The sequence below is a fragment of the Mucilaginibacter sp. A5337 genome, from assembly GCF_059690695.1.
In genome coordinates, this window is sequence record NZ_JCAWEC010000001.1 from 102,120 (window position 1) to 126,698 (window position 24,579).

At 40.2% G+C, this 24,579-nt stretch carries 24 protein-coding genes and 2 tRNA genes; 15 read left to right on the forward strand and 11 right to left on the reverse strand.

Going from position 1 to position 24,579, the window contains the following annotated elements; genetic code table 11:
* Window positions 1–29: 29 nt before the first annotated feature.
* The 9 genes from AC59JO_RS00405 (at window position 30) to AC59JO_RS00445 (ending at window position 11,146) form a co-directional block, all read left to right on the forward strand.
* Window positions 30–1,004, forward strand: a complete 975-nt coding sequence (locus AC59JO_RS00405) for a hypothetical protein (protein WP_413668663.1) — start codon at window positions 30–32, stop codon at window positions 1,002–1,004.
* A complete protein-coding gene (locus tag AC59JO_RS00410; protein WP_413668664.1) occupies window positions 1,001–1,507 on the forward strand; it encodes a GNAT family N-acetyltransferase in 507 nt (168 codons plus the stop codon). Before AC59JO_RS00405 ends, AC59JO_RS00410 begins: the two co-directional genes overlap by 4 nt.
* Before the next feature lie 26 nt (window positions 1,508–1,533).
* Window positions 1,534–2,559, forward strand: a complete 1,026-nt coding sequence (locus AC59JO_RS00415; RefSeq protein ID WP_413668665.1) for a GNAT family N-acetyltransferase — start codon at window positions 1,534–1,536, stop codon at window positions 2,557–2,559.
* 24 nt (window positions 2,560–2,583) lie between these two features.
* On the forward strand, window positions 2,584–4,536 hold the full coding sequence (locus AC59JO_RS00420; protein ID WP_413668666.1) for a polysaccharide biosynthesis protein: 1,953 nt from the start codon (window positions 2,584–2,586) through the stop codon (window positions 4,534–4,536).
* A 181-nt stretch (window positions 4,537–4,717) separates the two neighbouring features.
* Window positions 4,718–6,163 (forward strand): PAS domain-containing protein, encoded by a 1,446-nt coding sequence (locus tag AC59JO_RS00425; RefSeq protein ID WP_497302750.1) that lies wholly within the window; start codon window positions 4,718–4,720, stop codon window positions 6,161–6,163.
* Window positions 6,164–6,762: 599 nt separating this feature from the next.
* Window positions 6,763–7,200, forward strand: coding sequence for a helix-turn-helix domain-containing protein (locus tag AC59JO_RS00430; RefSeq protein WP_413668668.1), 438 nt, complete (start codon window positions 6,763–6,765; stop codon window positions 7,198–7,200).
* Window positions 7,201–7,398: 198 nt separating this feature from the next.
* Window positions 7,399–8,850, forward strand: coding sequence for an MBOAT family O-acyltransferase (locus AC59JO_RS00435; protein ID WP_497302751.1), 1,452 nt, complete (start codon window positions 7,399–7,401; stop codon window positions 8,848–8,850).
* Between the two features lie 3 nt (window positions 8,851–8,853).
* Window positions 8,854–9,807, forward strand: coding sequence for an LB_356 family protein (locus AC59JO_RS00440; RefSeq protein WP_497302752.1), 954 nt, complete (start codon window positions 8,854–8,856; stop codon window positions 9,805–9,807).
* Window positions 9,808–10,024: 217 nt separating this feature from the next.
* Entirely contained in the window at window positions 10,025–11,146 is a 1,122-nt protein-coding gene (locus AC59JO_RS00445) for an alpha/beta hydrolase (protein ID WP_497302753.1), read from the forward strand.
* A 57-nt stretch (window positions 11,147–11,203) separates the two neighbouring features.
* Here AC59JO_RS00445 and AC59JO_RS00450 read toward each other — a convergent pair.
* Both AC59JO_RS00450 and AC59JO_RS00455 read right to left on the reverse strand, forming a co-directional pair.
* A tRNA-Pro gene (locus AC59JO_RS00450) sits at window positions 11,204–11,277 on the reverse strand.
* A gap of 96 nt (window positions 11,278–11,373) precedes the next feature.
* Window positions 11,374–11,447 (reverse strand) — tRNA-Pro (locus AC59JO_RS00455).
* A 256-nt stretch (window positions 11,448–11,703) separates the two neighbouring features.
* Between AC59JO_RS00455 and AC59JO_RS00460 the strand changes: the two genes are divergently transcribed.
* The 4 genes from AC59JO_RS00460 to AC59JO_RS00475 all read left to right on the forward strand — a co-directional run bounded on the left by AC59JO_RS00460 (window position 11,704) and on the right by AC59JO_RS00475 (window position 14,452).
* Complete coding sequence (locus AC59JO_RS00460; protein WP_497302754.1) at window positions 11,704–12,873, forward strand: NAD(P)/FAD-dependent oxidoreductase; 1,170 nt, start codon at window positions 11,704–11,706, stop codon at window positions 12,871–12,873.
* 37 nt (window positions 12,874–12,910) lie between these two features.
* Entirely contained in the window at window positions 12,911–13,348 is a 438-nt protein-coding gene (locus AC59JO_RS00465; RefSeq protein WP_497302755.1) for an AraC family transcriptional regulator, read from the forward strand.
* Window positions 13,349–13,398: 50 nt separating this feature from the next.
* Window positions 13,399–13,812 carry a VOC family protein gene (locus AC59JO_RS00470; protein WP_497302756.1) on the forward strand — a complete coding sequence of 138 codons (414 nt, stop codon included), beginning with the start codon at window positions 13,399–13,401 and terminating at the stop codon, window positions 13,810–13,812.
* A 106-nt stretch (window positions 13,813–13,918) separates the two neighbouring features.
* Entirely contained in the window at window positions 13,919–14,452 is a 534-nt protein-coding gene (locus tag AC59JO_RS00475; RefSeq protein WP_497302757.1) for a DinB family protein, read from the forward strand.
* Here AC59JO_RS00475 and AC59JO_RS00480 read toward each other — a convergent pair.
* On the reverse strand, window positions 14,426–15,838 hold the full coding sequence (locus AC59JO_RS00480) for an MFS transporter (RefSeq protein WP_497302758.1): 1,413 nt from the start codon (window positions 15,836–15,838) through the stop codon (window positions 14,426–14,428). The genes AC59JO_RS00475 and AC59JO_RS00480 overlap by 27 nt on opposite strands.
* A gap of 125 nt (window positions 15,839–15,963) precedes the next feature.
* Here AC59JO_RS00480 and AC59JO_RS00485 point away from each other — a divergent pair, with 125 nt between their 5' ends.
* Together AC59JO_RS00485 and AC59JO_RS00490 are read left to right on the forward strand one after the other, a co-directional pair.
* The gene (locus AC59JO_RS00485) at window positions 15,964–16,452 is read left to right on the forward strand and encodes an Lrp/AsnC family transcriptional regulator (RefSeq protein WP_497302759.1); all 489 of its coding nucleotides are present in this window, start codon (window positions 15,964–15,966) and stop codon (window positions 16,450–16,452) included.
* Between the two features lie 176 nt (window positions 16,453–16,628).
* Window positions 16,629–17,720 carry a pepsin/retropepsin-like aspartic protease family protein gene (locus AC59JO_RS00490; RefSeq protein WP_413668678.1) on the forward strand — a complete coding sequence of 364 codons (1,092 nt, stop codon included), beginning with the start codon at window positions 16,629–16,631 and terminating at the stop codon, window positions 17,718–17,720.
* A 27-nt stretch (window positions 17,721–17,747) separates the two neighbouring features.
* Here AC59JO_RS00490 and AC59JO_RS00495 read toward each other — a convergent pair whose 3' ends face one another.
* The 8 genes from AC59JO_RS00495 to AC59JO_RS00530 form a co-directional block, all read right to left on the reverse strand.
* The gene (locus tag AC59JO_RS00495; protein WP_413668679.1) at window positions 17,748–18,464 is read right to left on the reverse strand and encodes a LytR/AlgR family response regulator transcription factor; all 717 of its coding nucleotides are present in this window, start codon (window positions 18,462–18,464) and stop codon (window positions 17,748–17,750) included.
* The gene (locus AC59JO_RS00500; protein WP_497302760.1) at window positions 18,461–19,474 is read right to left on the reverse strand and encodes a sensor histidine kinase; all 1,014 of its coding nucleotides are present in this window, start codon (window positions 19,472–19,474) and stop codon (window positions 18,461–18,463) included. The genes AC59JO_RS00495 and AC59JO_RS00500 overlap by 4 nt, the downstream gene beginning before the upstream one ends.
* A 55-nt stretch (window positions 19,475–19,529) precedes the next feature.
* Window positions 19,530–19,943 carry a c-type cytochrome gene (locus AC59JO_RS00505; RefSeq protein WP_497302761.1) on the reverse strand — a complete coding sequence of 138 codons (414 nt, stop codon included), beginning with the start codon at window positions 19,941–19,943 and terminating at the stop codon, window positions 19,530–19,532.
* Between the two features lie 13 nt (window positions 19,944–19,956).
* Window positions 19,957–20,511 carry a YceI family protein gene (locus tag AC59JO_RS00510; protein ID WP_497302762.1) on the reverse strand — a complete coding sequence of 185 codons (555 nt, stop codon included), beginning with the start codon at window positions 20,509–20,511 and terminating at the stop codon, window positions 19,957–19,959.
* The gene (locus tag AC59JO_RS00515; protein WP_497302763.1) at window positions 20,511–21,530 is read right to left on the reverse strand and encodes a metallophosphoesterase family protein; all 1,020 of its coding nucleotides are present in this window, start codon (window positions 21,528–21,530) and stop codon (window positions 20,511–20,513) included. The genes AC59JO_RS00510 and AC59JO_RS00515 overlap by 1 nt, the downstream gene beginning before the upstream one ends.
* A 264-nt stretch (window positions 21,531–21,794) precedes the next feature.
* Complete coding sequence (locus AC59JO_RS00520) at window positions 21,795–22,328, reverse strand: AidA/PixA family protein (RefSeq protein ID WP_413668684.1); 534 nt, start codon at window positions 22,326–22,328, stop codon at window positions 21,795–21,797.
* Between the two features lie 499 nt (window positions 22,329–22,827).
* Entirely contained in the window at window positions 22,828–23,628 is an 801-nt protein-coding gene (locus tag AC59JO_RS00525) for a hypothetical protein (RefSeq protein WP_413668685.1), read from the reverse strand.
* A gap of 49 nt (window positions 23,629–23,677) precedes the next feature.
* Window positions 23,678–24,385, reverse strand: a complete 708-nt coding sequence (locus AC59JO_RS00530) for a hypothetical protein (RefSeq protein ID WP_497302764.1) — start codon at window positions 24,383–24,385, stop codon at window positions 23,678–23,680.
* Between the last annotated feature and the right edge of the window lie 194 nt (window positions 24,386–24,579).

Consider the following 24,579-nt stretch of genomic DNA (forward strand, 5'->3'; position numbering starts at 1 on the left):
ACTTTATTTTTCACCTTCAATTTACGGTCATGCAAAAAAATAAAGCCGCTTTAAAACCCATAGGCGGGTATTTAGAGCTGGAACTGCCCAAAGGGAACGAATATTACCCCGATTTGGTTCATTTAAACACAGGGCGCAATGCGTTAGAGTACATACTGATACAAAAAAAATACCACAAAATCTATATACCTTATTTCACTTGCGATGTGCTGCTTGAGCCAATTACACGAACAGGCGTACAATACCAGTTTTATCACGTTGACCGGCAGTTAGATCCTGTTATTGATTTTGATATCGAGCATGATGCCTGCTTTTTATACACCAATTATTTTGGTATAAAACAAGCAAAAGTATCAGAGCTCAGCGGCAAAATCAAAAACCTCATCATTGACAACTCGCAGGCCTTTTTTTCAGAGCCCCTTGCCGGTGTTGATACATTTTACTCATGCCGCAAGTTTTTTGGGGTTCCGGACGGCGCTTATTTAAGCATTAAAAGAAAGTTAGCTAAAAAACTCCCCGTAGACACTTCGGTTCACCGGTTTTCGCACCTGATAAAAAGTATAGACTCGGGTATAGAAGCCGGATATTCCGACTACATGAACAACAATAAAGACCTTGAAAACAACGAGATCAGGTCAATGTCTCTGCTAACCCGTAAAATACTCTCAAGCATCAACTACAACGAATGTGTATTTGTGCGGCAACGAAATTTCAATTTTTTACATAAGCACCTCGCCGAATTTAACCTGCTTAAGTTTGATGCCACAGATGAACATACTGTGCCGATGGTTTACCCTTTTTTAACTAACGACCGACATCTGAAGGTCCATTTGATACAGAAAAAAATATACGTTGCAACCTACTGGCCAAATGTATTTAAATGGACCAAAAAAAACACCAACGAAAACTACCTGGCCCAATGCCTGGTGCCATTACCAATAGATCAGCGGTATGATCTTCAGGATATGTTTAATATGTTAAATACGTTAAGACTTTTTTTATGACCATTTCAGTTTACATACGCCCCCTTGTAATAGAAGATGCGTCCACATCTTACGCATGGCGCAATGACCCGCTAATATGGGTATACACCGGCTACAAACCCACACATTACATCAGTTCAGAAATTGAAACAGCCTGGTTGCGTGAAAAACTCGCCAGGACCGACCAGCTCAGATTTGCCATCTGCGTTAAAGAATTGAATACATACATAGGCAACATCCAGTTACTGGATATTACTGATCGTGATGCCGAGTTACACCTGTTTATTGGCAACAAGCTTTACTGGGGTAAAGGCATCGGTTACCAGGCTACAGTACAAATGATACGGTACGGATTTTTGATCAAAGAACTGGAGGAAATTTACTTAAAAGTTCACCCGGCAAACATTGCAGCTATTACCGTTTATGAAAAGGCAGGGTTTGAAATTACAGGTAAGAAAAACGACCTGATCATGATGAGCATCACTAAAAGTAAATTTGTTTGCCTTCAAAATCAAGAGGCATAATTTTCTATCTCCTAAACTTTAATTCAATGATTAAGATTTTTACCCTTCTCAATAAAGAGGAATGGATTTCCTACGTGGGTAATTCTGCCGAATATGATTTTTATCATACGTGGCATTACCATTCACTTGAAACAGCCGGTGATCCTGTTCTTTTTGTATACGAGGAAGCTGGCACTTACATAGGTTTCCCATTGCTGCAGCGAAAAATTCCTGGATCTGATTATAGCGACCTCACCTGTGTATATGGATTTTCAGGCCCTTTTTCAAACCAAAAAATTGATGAGATAGATGAAGCGCTGATGGAAAATTTTAAAACTGCTTTCAGTAATTTCCTGGTAAATGAAAAGTATGTATCTGTTTTTGTAAGGTTGCATCCTTTTTATAAGCAGCAAAAATTATTAGAGAAATTTGGAGGAGTTCACGAAAACGGTAAAACTGTTGTATTTGATTTGTCACTTACTCTTGAAGAGCAGCGTAAAAAGTACAGGCAATCAACCATGGACGCTATTAAGCACGCCTGGAAAAGAGGGTTTAGAGTAGAGGATGAAACCAATGCCGCCGGCTTAAACACCTTTGTTGAAATTTACACCGAAAACATGAAACGTGTAGGCGCCAGCAGTTACTACCTGTTTAATGAAAAATACTTTTCAGAAATATTAAACACTTCTGAATATGAAGCCCGCCTATTAACTGTTTACTATAATGATATCGCAATTGCAAGCACTATAATAGCCTTTACAAACGGCATTATTCAAGCCCATTTAGTAGGTGCCCGTGCAGAATATTTACATCATAGCCCAACCAAATTCCTGGCCGATTCCATAACGCAGATTGGCAGAGAAAAAGGCATGAAATATTACAACCTGGGCGGCGGCCTTGGTTTTAAGAACGACAAGCTCTTTGACTGGAAATGTGCCTTCTCCGACCTTCATCTTGATTTTAAAACGTGGAGATATATTGCCAATCCCGAAATATATCAAAAGCTTTTACAGGATAAGGGCATCGAAGAAAATGCCGAAGTGGATTTTTTCCCGCTGTACAGATACGCTTAAGACGAATACCTAAATAAACCAGTTATGATATACCTCAAAAATTTGTTATTCCAGGATAAATTCCATTCAAGATGGTTAATCCTGGTAATTGACCTGATGGTAGTTTTGTTATCATTATGGACATCACTATATTTTAAAAACCGGCTTCAGTTTGATCCCATCAGTCTTTATTACATGATGTTTTACTGCGTTAATGCAGTGTTGATTTTTATGATCATGAAAATCCATACCTGCATTATACGCTATTCCAACACGCGGGATATGATGCGGATTTTAATAACTGTACTGGCAAGTAACGTTACGTTCCTGCTATTTTATCATATGTTCTTTGCTTTCTATCTAAAAATAGATGTTAAAGGATTGGTGGATGTACTATTGATCAACTTTTTCATCACCTCTTCTATGCTGATGTGCATGCGTATTATTATCAAGGATGTTTTTAAATACATCGAGGCAACAAGCTATAAAGTTGAAAAAGAGAATGTGCTGATCTATGGCTCTAACGAACCTTCCATCCTCATTAAAAATGCGCTTGAAGCACAAAAAGGATTTATGCTCAATGTTCAGGGCTTTATTGACACCGGGATTGACAGGATAGCAAAGTGCATTGAACAAACGCGGGTTTATCCTATTAAATCAATTGACCTGTTAAAAAGCCGCTTTGATATTAAATCGATGCTGATAACATCTGAGGATATAAAAATCGACGGAAAAAGAAAGGCAGTTGAAAAATGCATTGAGCTTGGTATAAAAGTAATTGTTGTGCCGTCATCTGATCAGTGGATAAATGGTAAACCGAACCCCAATCAGTTTAAAGACTTAAAAATAGAAGACCTGCTTGAGCGCAAACCCATACAGATCTGTAATGAACATATTTTAGATGAAATTAAGGGCAAAAGGATTTTAATTACAGGCGCCGCAGGTTCAATAGGTTCAGAGCTGGTTAGGCAGGTGCTGATGTACAACCCGGAATTTGTTGTGTTATGTGACAGGGCCGAAACCCCGCTGCACGATATACAAATGGAAATTGAAGACGGGTTGTACGGCAACCGTACACGGGTGTTTATTGCTGACATTCAAAACTCCGGACGTATAAAAACGCTATTTAACTTATACAAGCCTCAAATTGTATTTCACGCAGCTGCCTACAAGCATGTGCCCATGATGGAAAACAATCCAACTGAGGCGATTTTAACCAATGTATGGGGTACAAAAAACCTGGCCGATATCTCGATTGAATTTAATGTTGAAAAATTTGTGATGATATCAACAGACAAAGCAGTGCGCCCAACAAATATTATGGGCGCGTCAAAGCGCATTGCCGAAATGTATATCCAATCGCTAAATAACCTGTTGTTTGAAGAACATTTTTTTAACTCCGATCCGTTAAAAGGTAGTCAAACCCGGTTTATCACAACCCGCTTTGGTAATGTTCTGGGCTCAAACGGTTCTGTAATACCCCGTTTTAAAGCTCAAATTGAAAAAGGAGGCCCTGTTACCGTTACCCATCCCGATATCACCAGGTATTTTATGACAATCCCCGAAGCGGTACAACTGGTGCTCGAGGCAGAGGTGATGGGCAAGGGTGGCGAAATATTTTTGTTCGACATGGGCGAACCTGTAAAAATTGCCGACCTGGCGGCCAATATGATTAAAATGGCCGGCCTTGTTCCGGGAAAAGATATACAGATTGTTTATACAGGATTGCGTCCCGGCGAAAAATTGTACGAAGAGCTGCTAAACGCCGAAGAGGAGGTAATACCAACTTACAATAAAGACATTAAGATCTCAAAAAACATCCCTGTTAGCTACACTAAAATCAACAATTTAATAACAGATCTGTTGGAACTTAACCTTCATAATGAGGTTGATTTAGTGGTATCTAAAATGAAAAGCATACTGCCAGATTATATCAGCAATAATTCGCAATATGAAAAGCTTGATATAAAATTGATTGATAAACAGATGGCCAACTGATTTTTTGTAATATTTATATGACCTATCTCATATCTTGTCAATAATAATTTGCAGATTTAAGAAAATTATAACCTAAAAACTCATCCGCCTTAAGATGGGTAAAGCTGATGAGTAATATTTTTTAAGAGGGAATCTTATGTCCTTTGATTTGAATTCTAATTTTTTTGAAATAGCATTCAATGTGTCGGAGCACACAGAGGCTATGCTTGCTTATTGGGATAAAAACCTGATTTGCAGATATGCCAATAAAGCTACGGCCGATTGGTTTGGTATAACACCAGATCAAATGATCAATAAATCTCATCTTTCAGATATTTTAGGTACCTTATTTGATGTTCAACTCCCACATATTAATGGTGCCCTGGCAGGTAAAATACAGGTTTTTGACCAGGTGATCCATTTATATTCGGGCAAAGCGAAAAATGTACGGGTTACCTACCACCCCGACTATATTAATGGCGATGTAAAGGGATTTTACGCACATATGGCTGATATCAGCCCGCTAAACTCCAAATCAGCTGATGATGAAACACGTATTGAAGAACTGCCGGAGTTTGTAACACAGAACGACCAGTTACTTGAAAATGTTGCTAAAACATTAAATGAAAACTTGTTCACCGGGTTTCCAAGCATTTCGGCACTTTCAAAAAAACATTTTGTATCCGAATCGAAATTAAAAAGAGATTTTAAGCAAAGTTTTGGAAGAACTATTTTTTCCTATTACCGGTATCTGCAGATGGAAATAGCCGACAGATATATCAGGGAAAAGCGCTGCAATAAAAATCAAATGGCGGTGATGCTAAATTTTTCCAATCCGTCAAACTTTTCAGCATGTTACCATAAATATCTAGAAGAAAAATCAGCAATTCAGGAGACTGAACAGTCTCAAAAAGAAAACATCAGTCACTATAAAACACTGATTGAAGAGGCTCCTATTACTATAGCCATGTTTAACAGCCAGATGCAGTTTATTACTGCTTCAAAAAGCTGGATAACCGAATATAATCTCCAAAACACAAATTTTATTGATAAAAGCGTATACGAAATATTGCCATCCACAAAAAAGAAATGCGAAAAGTTGCACCTTCATTGCTTAAAAGGCAATATATATCAATGTGATGGCCTATTATTGAAAAAGAACAATGGTATCCGCTGCTGGCTGAAATGGAATATCTATCCATGGTTTACCCCATCAGGAGAAGTTGGCGGCTTATGCGTACATACCGAAGATATATCCAAAATCAAAGCAATTGAAAAGGAGAATGAACGAGCGGCAAAGCTTCTGAAAAAAGCCGATACCATTTCAAAAATTGGCACCTGGACCCGGGATATGCTTACTCATACAACACAATGGGACAAGGTTATACAAAACATCTTTGAACTGCCGGATCATTTTATACCAAATATGAAGGCTGTTTGGAAATTTGTGAAGGAAGGCAAAAATCGGATTATAGTTAAAAAGGCGCTGAGAAACTCATTGAAATACGGCAACCCATTTGATATTGAAGTAGAAGTGATAACTGCCGGCGGCAATTTAAAACGAATAAGAATAATTGGTTACCCCGAACTTCAAAACAATAAATGCAAAAAGCTATCAGGCATACTTTTTGACATCACCCCAGTTTAATAAAAAAACGTTTTATTTATTAAAATTCACCGGGCGGAATATTTTTAATTTTCAAAATTTCCTGCTCTGCAAAAAAAACTTATCAACATTCTAACATCTTACGAGGAGATTCGTCTTGATAGCGAATAGTTGTAAAATTATCTTATTTTGAAAGTAAATTTACCCAAATGAAATCCCGTTAAAATGATACTATATTGAATGGGCAAAGGTTTAATAACTTAACTATCGCTCACAAAAAAATGAACAAAATGGACAAATAAAAATCTGAAGAGATCGAATTTTTCTTAGAAAACTATTAATTACCACCCTTTACAGGTATAATTTGACCTTTTATAGGTTGAATTAAAAAAGAAGTATACATATTTTTATTAAGTAAACAATAGAACAAAGATTTCAAAAAATTTACTTTTTGTTTATCTGAATAGAAAAAGGTAAGGAATATTAATACCAATGAACAACCTAAATCTGAAATTCATGATTAAAAGCCAAACCGATTATTTGAACCTTAGGCACCGTGAGTACCTGCAATTTACTATACAACCTAAATTTAATATATGCTAACCAATTAAAAGTTGACAACCTAATTTCAATCTAATCTTATGCACAGCAAAGTTTATTACCCTATTAGCTCATATATCAATAATGATCAAAGATCAATTGGTATTAATGACACTCAAGATTTACATTTTGGTAAAATCGTAGAGCGAATTGTTAGACGCGACCATATGGGGATAAGTGAAATCGCCCGGAAGCTCAATGTAAGCAGACGAACCTTGTACAATTGGTTCAATACCAAAAGGCTTAGCTTTGACATCATTTGTCAGATAGGAATTGTCATAGAACATGATTTTTCGAAAGAGTTTCCAAATGAATTTGCATTGAGATTTAACTCTCCCAACGCTGAAAAAGATATTGAAGCCCATGAGGCAAAAGATGCTCCTCTTGATGCTATTTATTATTGGATGGACAAGTATATCAAACTGCTTGAAAAATTCAATGAAGCGCTGCGTAATGAAAATACATTAAAACCCGAGTAACGTAATCCGGGTATAAAAAATTATTTATTATCGATTAAAATCCTGTACTCAATTTTTTAATGCCATTATAAGTTGATTGCTCCCAACGGCGATTGACTTTCTTATTGTCTTTTTTTTACATCTACCTATTCCCTGCCTCCACACCTAAAAAACAACCTCAATCAACCTGTTTTAGCTGTTCCTATAATTTTACATGCCATGCTTTTCAATTCGTTTGGGTTCGGAATATTCCTGATCGTAGTTTTTGCGCTTTATTGGTTTGTATTTAACCGGAAACTGCAGCAGCAAAACTTATTGCTAATGGCGGCAAGCTATTTCTTTTATGCTTGTTGGGACTGGCGTTTTTTGTTTTTGCTGATATTTTCAACCCTGCTGGATTATTTTACCGGGCTGAAAATGTACCAGGCAAAAAATCAGAAGCTCAAAACCTTTTGGCTTTGGTTAAGTATATCTGTAAATCTGGGATTCTTAGGCGTTTTTAAATATTACAACTTCTTCGCATCATCACTCGCTGCCGTATGCGCAGATATCGGCATTCATTTAAGCCCGTTTACACTAAATGTCATCCTGCCTGTTGGTATTTCTTTTTACACCTTCCATGGATTGTCATACGTAATTGATGTTTATAAAGGCCGTATTAAAGCCGAGCGAAATTTTATCGACTATTCGCTATTCGTAAGCTTTTTTCCACTGTTGGTAGCAGGGCCAATTGAACGGGCCACACACCTGTTACCCCAGGTAAAAGCAGCAAGGAAATTTAATTACCAGGAAGCCATTAACGGCCTGAGGCAAATGCTTTGGGGCCTGTTTAAAAAAGCTGTCATAGCCGATCAATGTGCCGACTACGCCAACCTGATATTTGCCAACAGCGCTCATTATTCGGGAAGTACGCTGGTTTTAGGCGCCATATTTTTCGCATTTCAGATCTATTGCGATTTTTCAGGCTACTCCGACATGGCACTGGGCATTGCCAGGCTTTTTGGATTTGACTTGCTTAGAAACTTTGCGTTCCCCTATTTTTCGCGGGATATAGCCGAGTTTTGGCGCCGGTGGCATATCTCACTCTCATCATGGTTTAGGGATTATCTGTATATCCCGCTTGGAGGCAGCAAAACCGGGACCTGGCTCAAGATACGCAACACCCTGATCATTTTCCTCGTTAGCGGCTTCTGGCATGGGGCAAACTGGACTTTCATCATTTGGGGACTGCTAAACGCCCTGTTCATCCTCCCCGCAATCCTGTTAAAAACCAACCGTAATCACCTCGAAATTGTAGCTAAAGGCAATGCTTTACCAACACCCCGTGAGTTTATGCAAATGGTACTCACCTTTACACAGGTGATTTTTGCATGGATCTTTTTCAGGGCCGACAGCGTTACACAGGCGTTTAAATACATTGGTGGCATCTTTTCAAAATCACTTTTCTCGGTACCTCAATTGGATGTCAGCAAAGAGCAATTGTTTGAGGTTATCCTCCTTATTATCACTTTTATCATAGTGGAGTGGCAGGGCCGGGAAAACCAATATGCCATTGAAAAATTAACCTGGCTAAGGAAGCGGGGGTACAGGTTGGCATTTTATTACACGCTAATCGTGGTGATATTTTTATTTACAGGTAAAGAGCAGCAGTTTATTTATTTTCAATTTTAAGCCATGCACCGCTTTTTAATCAAGACCCTAACATTTGCCCTGGTGGGCTGCTTGCTCGTATTGGTAATAGCCTTAATTCCGGGCTACATGGTAAGTAAGTTTTCAAAGTTCAGCATAAAAAAAGGCAACACCATTGTCATCTTCGGTCATTCGCATTCTGAGTGTGCTTATGACGATACGCTTATACCTAAGCTTACCAATCTTTCCCATTCGGCCGAATCTTATTTTTATACCTTTCAAAAAGTAAAAAAATACCTATCGCAAAACCCGCAGGTAACAACCGTTTTAATTGAATTTTCAAACAATCAGATTGATCCCAAGATGGACGACTGGACATGGGGATATACTTATATGTCGAACATGTTTCCGCAATACGCACCGTTTATGGGAGTATCCGATTTTAAATTGCTGGCCCGGCACAATTCAAAATACTTTATGAATTGTATAGGCATAGCTGCCCGCAGCAACCTCATCAAGGCCCTTTCATTTAACTATAATTATACCGGAAAAACCGGAGGCTATTTTAAAATAGAAGGCACCAAACCCTTACCCTCAACTAATCCTGCAGGCCAAAACAAGAAAGCCTCCCCCAATGAAAACACTATCTCAACAACTAATATTCAATACCTCAGGAAGATAATAGATTATTGTACCAGCATGCACAAAAACGTCTTCCTGATCAGGAGCCCCCAGCATCCTTTATATGAATACCGAAGTAACGAGGCTGAGTTTTCATTGATCCGCCAACGCTATTTTAGTGATATAAAGTTTCTCGACTTCAATAACTTTCCGTTAAAAAACGACGAATTTGCAGATTTCGGCCATTTAAATTATAAAGGAGCTATAAAGTATTCGACCTATATAAAGCAGCAGATCATGAACGGAATGCTTGCAGCTCCCCCAACACATTCCGTAAAATCATTTGAAAACAAACAGCTGATAACCATTAATCACTAATAACCAATAACAAACAACTAAACTATATTGACGAGCCCGGTACAATTTGCATCGGGCTTTTTTATACGCCCATCTGCTGTTACATGTAACATTATTGCTCAAGTACAGCTTTTGTCGCCTTTACAGAAAGTAAATCAGTAAGTTAATTCGCAATATCCGGTTGCAAATTTTAATTTTAAACGTATCCTAAATAATCACTTCCATAAATCAACCCAAAATGAGGCTAATTAAAATATACAATCGCCCCTGGGTGTTGGGTATATTATTTTGCACAATTTGGTGTGCAAACCCAGTCATAGCCCAGATTCCGGTTCGAGACCCGCATACCCCCGGGTATGTTACCGCTACGGAACTGCCGGATGGAACCAATCCTTCGCCAAATGTAAATGGCAATTTTATAATCGGCCCTACACATAGTCCGTTGCCGCAATCAATGGTACAAACCAACGCTCCGCAGGGTACGATATACCGGATTACCATGAATTCGAAGGAAAGTAAAATCTATCCTGGCATTGCCAGAGAGCCCAACACCTTCGGAACACCAGATCCGGCTAATCCGGTTAAACTGATCGTTACAACCAGTCACCCTGCCCCCTATACCCGCCAGGTAACCGTATACGTTCCTAAGCAGTACATCGCAGGCACCGAAGCACCGTTTATCATCGGTGCCGACGGCCCGGACGATTTGCTCTTTACGGTCTTAAACAATCTCATCGCTGAAGGAAAAGTGCCACCGATGATCGCTATATCAATAGGCAACGGTGGTGGCGACGCGCAGGGAAGCCAGCGGGGGCTTGAATATGATACGATGAACGGCAGGTATGCCGAATTTGTTGAAAGCGAAGTGTTGCCGCTTGTTGAAAGCAAATGCCTGGTAAAATTAACAAAAGACCCGGATGGCCGCGCTGCCATGGGTGGCAGCTCCGGCGGATCGTGCGCGTTAATCATGGCCTGGTTCCATCAGGAATGGTATCACCGGGTGCTCACCTATTCAGGTACCTATATCAACCAGCAATGGCCCTATAACCCGGAAACGCCGCATGGCGCCTGGGAATTTCATCAACACCTGATTGCAAGAAGCCGACCAAAACCATTAAGGATTTGGCTGGAGGTTGGCGACCAGGACCTTTTTAATCCAAACGTTATGCGCGATGGCATGCATGATTGGGTGCTTGCAAACGAAAATATGGCTAAAGAGCTCGCTGCTAAAAATTATCAATACCAGTTTGTTTTTGCCCGAAACGCCCGCCATGTGGATAATAACGTTAAAAAACAAACGCTTCCGGAAGCATTGGAATGGCTTTGGAGAGATTATCATTCAGTAAACGCGGCAAAATAAAGATTTCATAAAACAAAAAAAAACCTGACTTTCGTCAAGGCTTTTTATTACCGGTAGTCGGGATGGCAGGATTCGAACCTGCGGCCTCCACATCCCAAATGTGGCGCGATACCGGGCTACGCTACATCCCGTTTGGCTTTCGCCGGGTATTATGATTCTGCCAATCAGAAAATAAAACCCTCTAAACTTTCAATTTAGAGGGTTTTTGATACGTGGTATCGCTTTTGTCGGGATGGCAGGATTCGAACCTGCGGCCTCCACATCCCAAATGTGGCGCGATACCGGGCTACGCTACATCCCGTCTTTCTGATTGGGTGTGCAAAAGTAGGATTTTAAATCAAGTTGCAAAATTTTTTTTGAAAGATTTTTCACCTCAGCATATAATTTACTCATTAACAAAATATTGCCTTAAAATAAACTCTTCGTGATTTTTCCAGGCGCTGAACAATCCGTTATTACATCTGATCCCATGCCCAAAACTTAAAGATAGATTTCATGTTGTTCTGTTACATCTGTCGAAATTCATGAATTTATATGAACAACAGCCTTATTGGTTAATGAAAAACGGCATAGTTGCCTCCTACCCTTCTCTTCAAAAAAACCTGAAGCTGGATGTAGCTATTATGGGCGGTGGTATCAGCGCGGCATTAACAGCCTGGCATCTCCGTAATTCGGGTTTAAGTGTGGCCGTTTTTGATCAGCGGCATGTTGGCATGGGCAGTACCGCCGCCAGCACCGCTTTTTTACAATATGAAATTGATACGCCTCTTACCACTTTAAAAAACCTGATTGGCGAAGCTAATGCCGTAAAAAGCTATCAACTTTGCCGCAAAGCCATTTATGACATTGCCGACTTGTGCAAATCATTAAAACCGACTTTTGACTTTAGCCTGAAACCAAGCCTGCAGCATGCCAGTTTTAAAACACATACAACTGCCTTAAACCAGGAATACAACCTGCGCAAAAAGCATGGTTTCGATGTACAATGGCTTGAGGAGGATGAGATTAGGCAAAAGTTCGGATTTACGTCTTCGGGTGCTATTTTTTCGGGCGATGGCGGAGAAGTTGATGCCTATTTGCTTACTCACGCCCTGCTTAAAAGCTTTAGCGAAGCAGGCTACAAGGCTTATAATAACACGGGGATCAAAACCATCGAACACAACAGACGGGGCATTACCCTTAATACCGATAATGGCTTTACTATCAAAGCAAAAAAACTGGTTATTGCCTGCGGTTATGAAAGCCTGAAATACGTATCAAAAAAAGTAGCCGAAATTAACTCAACCTATGCACTGGTTTCAGAGCCATTGCCCGACGTTCATTTTTGGTATAAAGACAGCCTGATTTGGGAAACTGCCGTGCCTTATATGTATTTTAGGGCGGTAAGCGAAAACCGGATCCTGGTTGGTGGCCGTGATGATCCATTTCATCGTCCGCATATGCAGCCTTCCGTTATTAAGCGTAAGGCTGCGATGTTACAGGAAGCATTTATTAAGAAAATGCCTCATATCCCCTTAAAAGCAGATTATAGCTGGGCCGGGGCCTTTGCAAGTACTAAAGATGGCTTACCCTATATCGGTGGCATCCCCGAAAGGCCCAACACTTATTTTGCGCTTGGCTTTGGGGGCAATGGCATCACTTTTAGCGTAATTGCTGCCGAAATTATCCGCGACTTTGTTACAGGAAAGAAGAATGAGCATACTCAATTGTTCAATTTTAACAGGTAACGTATTTCTGAAATAAAAGCCGATATTTATTCCTGAGATGGCCGGTCAATTACCCAAAATATATCTTTACCGCAGGCTTGTACAGGCTAAGTTGTTCATTGATAAAAATTATCATGAAGCCATTGACCTGAACGATATTGCCGACGAAGCATGCTTCTCAAGATATCATTTCATAAGGCAGTTTAAAAACATCTATGGAAAAACACCGCATCAATATCTTATCAAGGTTCGGGTTGAAAATGCCCGGTTATTATTGAAAAAAGGTATTGCCGTTGCCGATGTTTGTTATGCCGTAGGCTTTGACAGCGTTAGCTCATTTTCGGCTCTATTTAAGAAGGTTACGTCCTGCTCGCCGGCAAATTACCAACAAACACAACTTAAACGGCAAGTGGCTATGCAGCAATCGCCGCTCAAATTTATACCTGGTTGTTTTGCACAGGAAAAGGAATGGCTGCAAAACCGCAATTTTCAATAAAGGATAATCTGTTTTGATGCCGACCTTCAGGTTATCAAAATAAAACGCAGATGATAACCAAATTGAACCACGTAAGCGTATTTGTACTTGATCAGGACAGCGCTTATGATTTTTATGTAAACAAATTAGGTTTTACAGTAAACACAGACGCCGCCATGGGGCCGGGAATGCGCTGGCTTACTGTTTGCCCGCCCGAACAGCCCGAACTGGAAATAGCATTAATGGCTATAAGCGAGGGCATGATGTTCGATGCACAATCAGCGCAACAAATGCGCGGGCTGGTACAACGCGGCACTTTTGGGTTCGGCGTTTTTGAATGCAACGACCTTATAGCCACCTATGAAGAACTGAAAGCCAAGGGCGTTGAGTTTAGTAAAGCCCCCACCAAAGAGTTTTACGGCTTTGAGGCCTTATTCAAGGATGACTCGGGAAATTGGTTTTCATTGGGCGAAAAGAAAAGTTAATCCTCCATTTTGCCATGGCGCAAAAACACCCTATTTATGGCACAAACGCCAAGGTTTAAACTTTGATTTTGAGCGGAGATTTGTATAAATCAATTTTTAAAACGCCATGCAAAATCAAACCACCACCCATCAAACCGATGCACGCATTAATTTACTGGCAGTATTTGAAGATACTGCCGGTAACCTGTTATCAACCTTTGCTTTATTTAATGATCAGCAAATTAATATCTCCTTATCTGCCGACAGCTGGTCTGCAGGGCAGATTGCCGAGCACATTTTTAAATCAGCAGCTCAACTTATTCCGGTACTTAACGGGGCAACCAAACCGGCCGAAAGAGATCCTGCCGAAAAAGTAAAAATGATCAAAGATCTGTTTCTTGATTTTGAAGCGAAATTCAAATCTGCACCGGAGATCTGGCCGTCAGACGGACCTCATAGCAAATCTGATATTATCGAATCATTAGCAAGCGTTATAATACAGGTTAGGGACATAATTAACTCCAAAGATCTTTACGCTATCTGCACCGACCTGGTAGTGCCCTTTTTCGGCGAACTTACCCGACTGGAATGGCTGTACCTTATTTGCTATCACACCCAAAAGCACATTCATCAGTTAAAAAACATCAGGCAATCTTTGTGATTTACTTAATGATATGCGTGTGTTTCCGGTCACCGGGTTTAGAATATAAATAGCAAGCCATAGCAAGCCGATCAAAGCATAGCCACTCAGGATAATAAGAGATAAGGCGCTTACTGAAGCCCCGTCCCTGCCACTTTGCATAAACAATGTGAGTATAGACAAGCCCACACCGGCACCTAAAAAGTAGGTTGTGGTGCCAAGACTTGAGGCCAAGCCGTAGTGTTGTTTGGGGATGTCTTTTACAGCCAATACCGATAAGCTTGTAAAACAAATAGTCATACCCAGACCGGATATAAATGCGACAGATAATAGCAGTAAAGGGAGCGAATGCCCTGCAAACACCGCGCAAATTAAAACCAGCCCGCCGGTTAACATGCAGCTCATGCCCAGCAACCCGGTTTGTTCGGTTGTTAAGCGTTTCATAATGCCCGGCAGCATAAACTTGGCTACGATGGCCGATAACAAGCTAAAAGGAACAAGCAGTAAACCGGCTTTTGCCGCGCTATAGTTCATATCCTTTTGCAACAGTTGAGATATAATAAACAGATACCCGGTAAAAAAGGCACCCAGTAAAATAAATACGCCATTTGCCGTAATAACCGATTGCGCTTTAAAAACCGACAGATCAATGAGCGGATTTGCCCGGCCGGTTAGGCGGGTATATAACAGCCTCATACAAATTATTACACCCGCAGCACAAAGCATAATTATAACATATTGCTGCTTGATATCTGCAAGCTGATGTACGCCATAACTAAGCATCAGCAAGCCGAGTACCAACAAAATGCCTGAAAACAGATCAGGAGATGGTTGTTTTTGTTCGGGAGTATCATTAGCCAGATAAAACCAGCCTACAATTATGATAAAAGCTAAAATTGGCACATTGATCAAAAACACCCAGTGCCAGCCCATGTAAGTGCTGATGATGCCTCCTATGGAAAGTCCGCTTCCTGAGCCTACTGCCGCAAACGAGCTGAAGATCCCTATAGCTTTGCTCCTCTCCTGCTCCTCGGTAAAAGTATGAGTTACTATTGAAAGCGCCGACGGCATGATCAAAGCCGCCGCCAAACCTTGTATGGCCCTTGATAAACTAAGAAACACGAAAGTGCCGGCCAAACCTGCTCCTAACGAGGTTAACAAAAACAATGCAGCACCGGCAATGAAGATCTTTTTCGGCCCCATAACATCAGCCAGTTTACCACCTATGATAAGGAATCCGCCATATAACAATACATAAAGTGTTTGCAGCCATTGCGCCTGGTCATTACTTACCAAAAACTGCTTTTGAATTGCCGGAATGGTGAGGTTAATAATAGCGATATCCAGTGCTTCCACAAATATGGCCATTGAGGCTATAATGAGGATATTGTTCTTTTTCAATGACATAATTATAAATTTTGTCCTTTCAAAACTATATTAATAGAAATTAATATCACTATTTATTATAATTTTGGAACATAAATTCAATTTACCTTCAATTACAAGAACAAACGTTCAGTCAACCTACCAATATGACACTTCAAACAGAACAAGAAAAAACAATTATCCAGCTTGATGAAAAGGATTACGAAATATTACGACTGATTGAACGGAATGCCAAGCTTACCGTTAGGGAGATTGCTGTTAAAATAAATCTGAGCCCTACACCTACGCACGAGCGCCTTAAACGCCTTGAAAAGGCAGGGGTTATTAAAAACTATACAGCCATTTTAGATAAACGAATGCTCAATAAACGCATTATGGTTATTTGCATGGTAACCCTGCGTGAACACAGCCGCAAAGCAGGCGCCGATTTTATTAATGCCGTGCTGGAGTTTGATGAGGTGATAGAATGTTACAATATATCAGGCGATTTTGATTTTATGCTAAAAATTGTATCTGAAAGCATGGATAGTTACCATTCCTTTTTTGTAAACAAATTAAGCGAGGTAAAAGGTATAGGCCATTCCAAAAGCACCTTTGTAATGGATATCATCAAAGAAACCAATCATTTACTTTAAGCGCAAAACAATAGCGGCGTTCTCAATCCGTTTATATGTCCGGATAATTAATCGGTTCAATATCCTGTTTTATCGATTCATTAACCTGGCTTATAAAATTGTTATCTTATTTTTATTGCCAACTAAAACTGTTATTTTATCGTAATTATTACCACCCGGGTTTATAACGGATATATATGACTACAAAACATTTACTGTTCACATCCAAAATTATTGGCTGCTTTTTAATAGCTTTTGCTTTTTTCGCCTGTAAAAAGGAGAAAACAACGCCTCAAACACAAATAAATCCGGTTACGCTTGGTTTATATGAATATGCTAACGGCGTAAACAAACGGATTTTTTTACCAATTACACAGGTGGGTACAAAAGCTGTGACCTATTATACTGTATTTGATACCGGCTCATCGGGCATGACGCTTGATGCCACAGATATCCTGCCGGCATCAATGATCACCTCGTCGGGTATCCAGGTTACCGGAGATTCGGTAGTGGTAAACGGCATAACAGTAACCAGTACCAAGGGAACCATAAGCTTCGGCGACCAACTAAGCTCCACCAAAGAATATGGTAATTTGGCCTATGCCAACATCACTATAGGCGATGCCCAGGGCAACCTTGCATTAAAAAGAGTGCCGTTCTTTTTATATTACAAAATAATTGACGAAACCGGCGCCAAATTACCGGCCCATGCCAGCGATGTTTTTGGTGTTGGTCCGGGTAACAGCTATGTAACCAGCCTGATTCAAAGTCCGTTAAGAGCGTTTGACACAGGTAACAACCTTACAAGCGGGTTTAAACTGGCTACATTAAACAAAAGCATGTTCTCTACCAGCGGCACTTATGTAACCAACCTATTAACCATCGGCCTAAGTAACAGCGACCTTTCTTCGTCGGGATTTATCATGCACCCGCTTTCATATTCAAGCAGCGGCGGATATTCACCCAATATACCGGCAACTATCGCATATAATGGCAACACGATTTCCGGACAGATCCTGTTTGATACCGGAACCCCGTCAACTACCGTTATTGAAGACAGACTGGCAACCACCTCTGTAGGCGACCTTCCTGCAAACTCAACAGTAACTATAACTACCAACAAGGGTTTTGTTTACACGTATACAACATCAAGCACCGGTAACCTTACAGAAGTGCAAAATCCAAATAACACAGGCGATTACCGCACCATTTTCAGTCTCGACTTTTTTCTCAGCAACGAATACTTAACCGATTACAGCAACCACCAAATCGGGTTAAAAAATAATTAATGCTTTAATATGATAAGGGCAGGCAATTTACCTCTTAAAAAACCTGCCCTTTAAAAGCCTATCCATTACTTCGTCATGAAAGCTCAAGCCTATATTGATTTTGGTGCCGTTAATATTTACCATATTACCTTCAATATTGCTGATCATGCCTGTATTAACCACATAGCTTTTATGTACCTGGATAAATTTACCGGCAGGTAGTTTTTCCTGCAAACCTTTAATGGTGAGATAAACGATTAGCCTTTTATGAACAGTATACAGTGTTACATAATTGGCCATAGCTTCTATATAAACCAGCTCATCATAAAGCACCCTTTCAATTTTGCCGTCGCACTTAACATAAAAATGGTCGGCTTCGTTTTTTTCGGGCGATACCTTTTCCCTTAACGTTTTTAACTCCAATGCTTTTTGCGATGCTTTCAGAAAGCGCTCAAGCGAAAATGGTTTTACCAGGTAATCAACCACCGCCATTTCAAATCCTTCAAGTGCATACTCCCCATAAGCCGTTGTCATGATCACCATTGGCAATTTTACCGCCGAACGAAGGAATTGAAAGCCATTCATCTTAGGCATATTAACATCCAGAAATATGAGGTCGATATCCAGTTTATTGATCAGGCCTGTAGCTTTTAGCGGATTTTCGGCAGTGCCTGATAATACTAAAAAATCGGTTTCCTCAATATACTCCTGCAGCAGTTTTCGTGCTATAGGCTCATCATCTATAATAAGGCATTTAAGTATCATATATCCAGTAATACTAAATTTATTTCAAAACTATCGCCACTATCGGTTATCTCAAGCCGGTGCTTTTGGGGATAAAGAATTTCAAGCCGCCGTTTAGTATTTGCAATTCCCAGGCCTGATGAGTGCTCATCCCGACCGGGAAAACTATCCTTAGTATTATAAACCCTGAATTGCAGGTGATCCCCTTCCTGCTTCAGGCTTATATCAACCTTATTTATCCTGCTCTCATTAAATCCCACATACTTAAAGGCGTTTTCTACAAACGTTATAAATAACAGGGGCGCCACATAAATCTGCCCCTTAATATCATCCGCACATAAACTAACCACCACCCTTTCGTCAATCCTTCCCTTTTGAATAGCGATGTAATTACGGATATAATTAAGCTCCTTGTTCAGGTCAATTTGTTCAACATTACATTCATATAACTGGTAACGCAGCATCTCTGAAAATACCAGCAACATATCCCGCGCATCCTTATTAACTTTATCAATATGCCCGTATATGGAATTAATGGAGTTAAACAAAAAATGAGGATTAAATTGCGCTCTTAAAAAGTTAAGTTCATTAGTAGCCCGCTCCTTTTCAATCTGTTCAATATAAACCTGCGAACGCATTCTTTCGATTACCATTTGAGCACCTAGAATACAAACCACCCAAAAGAGGATATTAATAAATGAATCGGCAAAAACGGAAAGCGCGTTAAACTGCATATTCAGTTTAAAAACATGAATAACAACCCACGCCGATACAGGCACTCTTAAAAGGGCGGTTATCAATATCCCGGTTAAAAAAACAAGACCAAACTTTACATATTGCTTTTTATTGAGGAGATGCGGAATTGCATAAAGCGTATTGAGGTAATAATTTGCCGATATAAACATTAGGTAACAAAACTGGATGGTTATGGCATGAGTTAACACCAGCGTACCGTTCCTGAAAATAAAGATCCAGAAAAGGTACGCCAGCAGCCAAAATGCTATATGATATACTACTTTGTTGAATTTCAATTTTCAGGATTATTTAATCAGGTTGTTATAGGTTGATTTATAAAGCAATTTACAATTAATTATTACCCGCGGCACCATCAGGAAATGCCTGCCCCTTATGACAGGTAGTACAGGAAATCACCAGTGCAGGGTTGCCTATGTTGATATGTTTAAGCTTAAAATACTTTTTGTTGATCCCAATGGTCATCCGCATCATTTGGCGTGCTATCACTTTTTCGGGCTTCGCATCGCTTACAAAATCAAGCCCGTGACCATCCTTTGCATTGGCATGGCAAAAACCGCAGGTTACACCAAGGCCGTCTTCAAAATCGTCGGCCATAATACTTTGCAGATCATGCGAACTTATATCCTTTGGCAATACCTTCAGGTTTTGATAATGTGCGGGTTCGGGTTTATTGGCTATTGCGGCGGTACAAGTTACCGAGGCACCTAATACCGCAATAACGCAAAGCTTTCTGTTTATCTTCACATTCATAACTTCTCTAACCTTTCCTTGCTGTTACACTGATTTCAACCTCAAGTTCATCAGCAATTGTGCTTGCGCCACCTATCCCAAAATCTTTCCTGTTTATTTTAAATCCCCCTTTAAAAATATAACCGGCGACGGCAGACGTGGCCGAAAAAGGGAATGATACCTGCTTTGCCTTACCTTTTATAGTCAGTACTCCCGTTAGCTGGTACATTCCACTTTTATTTAATCCGGCCACTTTTCCCGAAACCAACCTAATTTTGGGATAATCCTTTACGTCAAAATAATTTTCTCCGCGCAAATGCTCATCGCGCAGGCTATTATCAGTATTTACTGTTGATGCATTTATAGTTACATCAAAGCTGCAGTTAGCTATATTTTGAGGATCGAAATTGATGATCCCATCAAAGCCGCTAAACCTGCCATCAACGCCAAACCCCAGGTTTTTAATTGTAAATTTCAAGTTCGAATCCTGCTCAACAGGTTTATACTGCGCATTACTTATTGCCGCCGAGCAAACTATCAGCAGCATTAACAACATTCTTTTTATATCGAGTCCCATCTTCATTATTTCTGCCCTGTTACTTTTTCGCCTTCTATTAAAGGTGTATCAGTAATAGCAAGCGAATGATCATGTTCAACATAGTTTACACTGGTAAGCCCTAAAAAGCCACGAAGCTTTTCGGCCGGAACCTTCATCGGTCCGGGCGAAGGTGCGCTGCCTGGTGCAGGCTGAGGGAATGCCGTTGAGTTAGCTGTATGAAAAGTGATGTTCCCCTCCACCTTTTGAATAGCTTGATGGATATGGCCGTTTAACACCGATACCGATCCAAACCGTTTAAGCAGTGCCAAAGCCTGGGCGCTATCATCAGTACCCCAACCCCATTGCGGGTAAATAGCCCAAAGCGGAATATGCGCAAACACTACAATAGGCCTACTATTTGACAAGGGTTTCAAATCGTTCTCCAGCCATTTTAACTGGGCCGGCCCAATGTAACCCAGTCCTCCGTCAACATGATTGGTTACATTCACTAAACCAATAAAATGTACGCCATGCGAGTCAAAACTGTACCAGCCATCGCCTAAAGTACCTTTGCCATAACGCTCAAGGTACAATTTGCCATTATCGGTTACATCATGTTCGCCGGGCACATAAAATATTTTTTCGGTTTTCACACTTTTTAATGATTGTTCGAGGGTATCAAACTCATCCGCCTGTGCCAGGTGCGAGAGGTCGCCGGTATGCAATACAAACGCCGGCGCGTTGGGCATACTATTTATTTTAGCGATAGCAGCATTAAGCGTACCAACAACATCGGGATTAGCAGCTTTGTTAAACCCGATATGGCTATCGCTGATCTGTACAAAACTAAAATCAGATTTAGGCACTATCAGTCCCTTTTTAAGTCCTCCGGTTGCCCTGTCAATCATCTGGCTCATGCCGTATGATTTAAGTACGCCTCCGGTCATCATCCAAAGTACACCGGTACCTGCCCAGGCCATACATTCAAGAAAACCACGGCGGTCAATCCCATCATTACCCGCATCGTGGCTGGAGTTTTCATCAGCATGAAAGTGATTCTTCATAACGTTGTTTTTTGTGTTTTAATGAATTACAGCACTAAAAAACACAAACAGCGCCCCCTGCTAAAGTATTTTACATGAACCTGTATAAATACTTGATGAACATCAATTGCAGCACAAAAATCATAAAGGATATGATAAAGTTAAAGTGAAGTAAAATACCTGTTAAAGTTTGGGATGATTGGCATAGCAAAAGGCCGCTACAAGATTTGCAGCGGCCTTTTTATTGAAAGTTTATAGCTGATTGATTTATACGATAACCATGAATTAGTTAACGTTAATAAACGGATCCCAGCTAAAGTATCCAATAATCTGGCCATTTGAGTTGTTAACCAGCACAAACGATAAGGTATATTGAATTTTAACCTTAAGCTGAATAATTGTTCCTGAAACAGTGCTCACCTGGTTAATAAATTGCGTTGGTGTATTTACCGGCGGATTGCCTAAAGCAAGGTAAGAGTAAGCCTGGCCACATGCGTAAGATAGTGGCAGGTTAATAGCTGTCGAAGGATTAAATGAGCCGCCATACAAATATGGGGTTTGATCAAAATTATTATCAAATGAGGTAATAGCCCATTCAACGGTGTCACCGCTGTTGGCGCTGATCTGTAACTCTGAATCGCCCTGGGTACTATTGCTAACGTAGCTGTTTGGAGCAATCATTGCTACATAAACATCTGATGTACCATAAGATCCCAGGTTTGTTGGTGATCCTGCTGTGCCTGCTGAAAGGCTGCCGTCTGCTACTTGTGAAGCTAATTTTGCTGCATCTACTGCGATTAAAACATTAATTGTTGCCATGATTTTAGATGTATTTTTTCCTACTCGTTTGGCTTTTCGGTTTCGCCCCTGCAATATTTGCCTTTACAGGTAGACCCGTTTTTTTAAGTGGTAGCTGAATTCCACCTTTTTAAACCATTAAATCCTAAACATATGCATACAGACATATCCTGCTACACAAGTTGTGTTGATCAGTTTTTTTGATAAACTGTAAACTACATTAGGTTCAATTGCCAAAAAATGAAATTCCCGGGTATCATTTTCAATGTAAAATTAGCAGCCGCGGGCACGCGATTCAAGCGTAGAAATACCTGATTGATATAATGCGTATAAACTCCTGATAAAACGGGGAAGAAAAAAAGAAAAATCCCAAAATGGTTGCGTGTTTGGAAATGCAACAACGAACAGCTTTAAAATGCGGAACTCCCCCGGGATAGCAACAAAGCTTGCGTATATACTATGCAAAACTTCTCCGTCAGCTTACTTCGGTTATTATTACAATAACCTTATATCACGCCCACTATTTCTTATTACATATTTCGGTAACAGCGGTGCGGCGGGTAGCAGTATAAACTATACCGTTAACCATTTCATATCCGGTTGAAACGCTCTGTGAATATCGTTTTAAAATAACCCCGGTATTGTTGTCTATAAGTATTGATCCGTTGATACGGCTATTTAAACTACTGCCTAAAACTGACGTTTTATAGGTAATAACAGTAGTTGGGCCGTTTATAGCATAAACTGTATAATTGGTTTCGGCGGATGAGGTAGCAATTTTCCAGGTATAACCTTTTTTAAGTGTAAGGCTAACCGGAAAGTCAACCATGAACTGCAGCGTGGTGCCGGGCGATAAACGCTCGGGCTGGATGCCTGCAAAAGATAGAAGTGTATCATTAATAACAACAGGGCGTTTCAAACTCAACACCTCGCCTTTGCTATTTATTGATACTATTGATTGATTATTCAGCATCTTCTGCAAACCAACCTGTATAACAGAATTTGGATCGGCCGGTTTGCCTGAATGATACACCAGGTTCTGGTTCATAGCATTTATAGTATCAATAAGCTTATCAGTAGTAATGATAAAAGAGGCACCTTTTTCAGAGGCATCGGTTACTTTGTAGCTTTTAACAACTGTAGAAACCGAACCTACATGCAAAGTTTGGCTGCCGCGTTGTAAAACACAATTTGACTTTGTAACTATCTGCCTTTGAAACTCATCTCCCTGTTTAAACTTAACCTGCGCACAGCTAGTGCCACTTGCAAAGGCTAATATTAAAACTAATATATATTTTAACTCAATTGGGGTACTTTTCATTTTGGTGTTCTTGTTATAATGCCTTTAATAATTTGACATTATGTTACCGCTACTGTTTTTTCCTGTTTGAATGGTGCTTGCCTTTCAACTTTTCGTCCTTAGCTCCGGGCGGCGATATCATTTTAAAATTCTCGCTTTCGGGCATTTCCGGGATATTCCACGGCGTTAAACTTTCCGATGGTTGTAAAAGCAGTACGGTACTTGTTATATCGGGCATTACCGGTATTGGGCCTTTAATAATATTCACCTGTCCTGATATGGTTGGTTCAACCGGCGAAGGAGGCAATTCCGGAGATTCTGGCAAAGGAAGGTCAATAACAGATGCAAATTGAAGGTCCTGAATTGTTTGCTTAGGTAAATGAGGCGTTTCAGGTGCTTCGGGTGATGGAATTTCGGATAGTCCGCTTACCCCGGCGTTAATATTAGGCTGATCGGGAGCATCGACAATTGGTGGTGTTGTACCAATGGCAGCCAGCAAAGGAGCTTCAGTTGCGGAAACAAACGGCTGCGAAACTACCGGGATATCAGTAAGCGTAAGCACAACAGGCTTAGCCACCGAACCATTCCCCTGTGGTGTATTACCTTTATTTATTGTGCCGGGTGTTAACGGAGGAGGCACGTTCCAATCCGACTGATTACTTCTATTTTGAGCTACAGCCTGATATGCACAGCTCCAAACAACTAATAACCACACAAGGCCCGGTATTAATTTATTGCGTTGCCGGTTTTTCTTCTTTTTTTGGACGATGTATGACATTTCCATTTTTTTATCTTTCTGCAGAAAGCGATTGTTTTGAAAACAACCAGTCAGTTTTTATTGATGAATGATATCTTATTATTTTAATCTTTATTGATAAACCCTGGGTAAAACACCCGCTGTATTTGGTTCACCATTTATACATGCAAATCGCTAATAAAGTTAATCCTTTTTATGAATTTGCTTCGTATACC

Excerpts from the sequence above, each read along its gene's own strand:
- AC59JO_RS00405 (WP_413668663.1), top strand. The coding sequence starts at position 30 with ATGCAAAAAAATAAAGCCGCTTTAAAACCCATAGGCGGGTATTTAGAG.
- AC59JO_RS00410 (WP_413668664.1), top strand. The coding sequence starts at position 1,001 with ATGACCATTTCAGTTTACATACGCCCCCTTGTAATAGAAGATGCGTCC.
- AC59JO_RS00415 (WP_413668665.1), top strand. The coding sequence starts at position 1,534 with ATGATTAAGATTTTTACCCTTCTCAATAAAGAGGAATGGATTTCCTAC.
- AC59JO_RS00420 (WP_413668666.1), top strand. The coding sequence starts at position 2,584 with ATGATATACCTCAAAAATTTGTTATTCCAGGATAAATTCCATTCAAGA.
- AC59JO_RS00430 (WP_413668668.1), top strand. The coding sequence starts at position 6,763 with ATGCACAGCAAAGTTTATTACCCTATTAGCTCATATATCAATAATGAT.
- AC59JO_RS00435 (WP_497302751.1), top strand. The coding sequence starts at position 7,399 with ATGCTTTTCAATTCGTTTGGGTTCGGAATATTCCTGATCGTAGTTTTT.
- AC59JO_RS00440 (WP_497302752.1), top strand. The coding sequence starts at position 8,854 with ATGCACCGCTTTTTAATCAAGACCCTAACATTTGCCCTGGTGGGCTGC.
- AC59JO_RS00445 (WP_497302753.1), top strand. The coding sequence starts at position 10,025 with ATGAGGCTAATTAAAATATACAATCGCCCCTGGGTGTTGGGTATATTA.
- AC59JO_RS00460 (WP_497302754.1), top strand. The coding sequence starts at position 11,704 with ATGAAAAACGGCATAGTTGCCTCCTACCCTTCTCTTCAAAAAAACCTG.
- AC59JO_RS00465 (WP_497302755.1), top strand. The coding sequence starts at position 12,911 with ATGGCCGGTCAATTACCCAAAATATATCTTTACCGCAGGCTTGTACAG.
- AC59JO_RS00470 (WP_497302756.1), top strand. The coding sequence starts at position 13,399 with ATGATAACCAAATTGAACCACGTAAGCGTATTTGTACTTGATCAGGAC.
- AC59JO_RS00475 (WP_497302757.1), top strand. The coding sequence starts at position 13,919 with ATGCAAAATCAAACCACCACCCATCAAACCGATGCACGCATTAATTTA.
- AC59JO_RS00480 (WP_497302758.1), bottom strand. The coding sequence starts at position 15,838 with ATGTCATTGAAAAAGAACAATATCCTCATTATAGCCTCAATGGCCATA.
- AC59JO_RS00485 (WP_497302759.1), top strand. The coding sequence starts at position 15,964 with ATGACACTTCAAACAGAACAAGAAAAAACAATTATCCAGCTTGATGAA.
- AC59JO_RS00490 (WP_413668678.1), top strand. The coding sequence starts at position 16,629 with ATGACTACAAAACATTTACTGTTCACATCCAAAATTATTGGCTGCTTT.
- AC59JO_RS00495 (WP_413668679.1), bottom strand. The coding sequence starts at position 18,464 with ATGATACTTAAATGCCTTATTATAGATGATGAGCCTATAGCACGAAAA.
- AC59JO_RS00510 (WP_497302762.1), bottom strand. The coding sequence starts at position 20,511 with ATGAAGATGGGACTCGATATAAAAAGAATGTTGTTAATGCTGCTGATA.
- AC59JO_RS00515 (WP_497302763.1), bottom strand. The coding sequence starts at position 21,530 with ATGAAGAATCACTTTCATGCTGATGAAAACTCCAGCCACGATGCGGGT.
- AC59JO_RS00520 (WP_413668684.1), bottom strand. The coding sequence starts at position 22,328 with ATGGCAACAATTAATGTTTTAATCGCAGTAGATGCAGCAAAATTAGCT.
- AC59JO_RS00525 (WP_413668685.1), bottom strand. The coding sequence starts at position 23,628 with ATGAAAAGTACCCCAATTGAGTTAAAATATATATTAGTTTTAATATTA.
- AC59JO_RS00530 (WP_497302764.1), bottom strand. The coding sequence starts at position 24,385 with ATGTCATACATCGTCCAAAAAAAGAAGAAAAACCGGCAACGCAATAAA.